The sequence below is a fragment of the Staphylococcus sp. HMSC072H03 genome (assembly GCF_001809305.1).
GTDB lineage: Bacteria > Bacillota > Bacilli > Staphylococcales > Staphylococcaceae > Staphylococcus > Staphylococcus hominis.
The window spans coordinates 3,541-5,726 of sequence record NZ_KV796902.1 but is presented as its reverse complement, the minus strand read 5'-3'; the positions used below and the strand labels follow the sequence as shown (position 1 = coordinate 5,726).

The window sequence follows — 2,186 nt, the reverse complement described above, 5'->3', positions numbered from 1 at the left end:
ATCAAAGCCAAAATGCATACACTAACGAAAACAATCGAAGACTCACCTGACTTAGATAGCGTATTGAAACCAACAATACTTGGCTACCAAGATGAATTGAATCAAATAAATAATCAAATACATCAACTAGAACGAGATAAACAAGCGGAAGCTCCACATTATGATGCTGATATGATTGCCAATATACTACAAACAATATTCAAAGATATAGATAAATTAGAGAAATCTCAATTGAAATCACTATATCTAACAGTCATCGATCGCATTGACATAAGAAAAGATGAGCATTGTAAGAAGCAATTTTACGTTACACTCAAACTGAATAATGAGATTATCAAACAACTATTTGATAATCATCCACTTGACGAAGTGCTCCTCAGCACTTCGTCTTTATTTTTGTCCCAAACATTATATCTTACTATTTATTAAAAGAAGTGAGTATAAATATTAACTAAAATAATAAATAATTAAAAATATAGTAGATGCAATTATAAAAATTAGATAAAATTAATTTATTAAATTTTAAATATTACAAATTAAGGGGAAAAATGAATGAAAAAAATTATTAATATCTTATTAATTGCGATACTTTCAGTCGTCTTCATTGGATTAGTTTTATTTGTTCTTAATTTCGCTAAAGATATGTGGAGTGACAGTGATACTAAAATTGTTGATAAACATCAACATGAAACGTCTAAAGATAAAAATAACAAACCTTCAGATAGTTCTTCTCAAAATAATAGCAATGAACAAAGCACCACTACTAGTATTGAAGAGCAAGATAATAACATTACTTCTACTAATAACAATGAAAATCAGTCAATTGAAACAAATACCTCTCAACAACAAGCTAGTACAAATAATCAACAAAATAGCACTACAAATGAAAATTCTGAAAGTACTTCTAACGTAGACGATATGTCAAACAAAGAATTGATGGATTACTATACTCAAAATATGAGCGAAGATGATAAAAAAGTCGTCGAAGGAAGATTTGAATATCAAAAAGGTAATGAATACTCAGACTATATTAGAGATCAATTAAAAAGTAATCCAGATGCTATCAATGCTACTAAGTAAATAAGGAGTAAAATATGAAAAAAATTATTAATATTCTATTAATTGCAATACTATCAATCGTATTTATTGGTTTAGCTTTATTTGTAGTAAATTTTGCTAAAGATACGTTCATCAATGACAACACAAAAGCTGATACTGTAAGTAAAAAACCGAGTAAAGATAAAAAAGAAAAACAAAGTTCTGAACCAAATACAGAAGAGGTACAAACGTCTCAAGAAAATTCAAGTAACACTACTATAGAAAATAGTACAAGCGAACAAATATCTAATAACAATAATAATTCTGAATACCCTTCGAGCAAACAAGCAAATACAGAAAATGTACGAACTAATGAGTCTGGTCAAGTAATACATAAAACCAAGCGATATGGTATAGATTACATTGATGAATTTTCTTCTCCTGCTGAGGAAAGAGAGTATGAAGATCAAGTTATGTCACAAAGTGGAGGAGGCCCTACAGAACCAAAAGATAAAGTTGACGATGACGGAATAAGCCAAGATGAATTAGATAGTCTATCAGAAGATGAACAAGCAGGCATAGGATATAATCCAAATAATCCACGCGGTGACGTAGGTAGCCCTAGACCTATATATTCTGATGATGATACCGAAAATTCTAGTGAAGATGAATAATATTTTTTATTAATAATACAAATTGTAATACTAACGAAGTGCCTTGTAGCACTTCGTTTTTTCTTTCTTTAAAGTTTCTAACTAAGTTTAAGAATTCTCTTTATCAATTTCAATAACACTTATCTAATGAGATAGCGAATTAGCATTATCTATCTACTACTACACGATGCTTATATTGAAATTGCTAAAGAACATCCCACAATGATTTTTCACCGGGAAAGGAATGGGATTTGCAGATTCGAAGAAGCAGAAGGATTGTGCAAGCACAATCCCAAAATCCCGTTATTTTTTATAAATAAATAATATATATAAGGAAGCAGAGACACAACCCTATCATCAATACTTATAAATAATGAGTTGATTGTTCGTCAAAATGAGTGGGATTCCGGGATTTCCTTGTTACACCAACGTTTATCACGGGTTTTTATATGGAATTTCCTCATATTCCCACCGGGATTCGTAATAAATGACAAA

General features: G+C 30.0%; 2 protein-coding genes and 1 pseudogene. All 3 read left to right on the top strand.

The annotated features are described in order from the left end of the window. Positions 1–429: pseudogene (locus HMPREF2578_RS08680) on the top strand (recombinase family protein); the annotation flags it as partial. A gap of 123 nt (positions 430–552) precedes the next feature. After that, entirely contained in the window at positions 553–1,080 is a 528-nt protein-coding gene (locus HMPREF2578_RS08675; protein WP_049436957.1) for a hypothetical protein, read from the top strand. Between the two features lie 14 nt (positions 1,081–1,094). After that, positions 1,095–1,712 (top strand): hypothetical protein, encoded by a 618-nt coding sequence (locus tag HMPREF2578_RS08670; protein WP_049436954.1) that lies wholly within the window; start codon positions 1,095–1,097, stop codon positions 1,710–1,712. Positions 1,713–2,186: the final 474 nt, after the last annotated feature.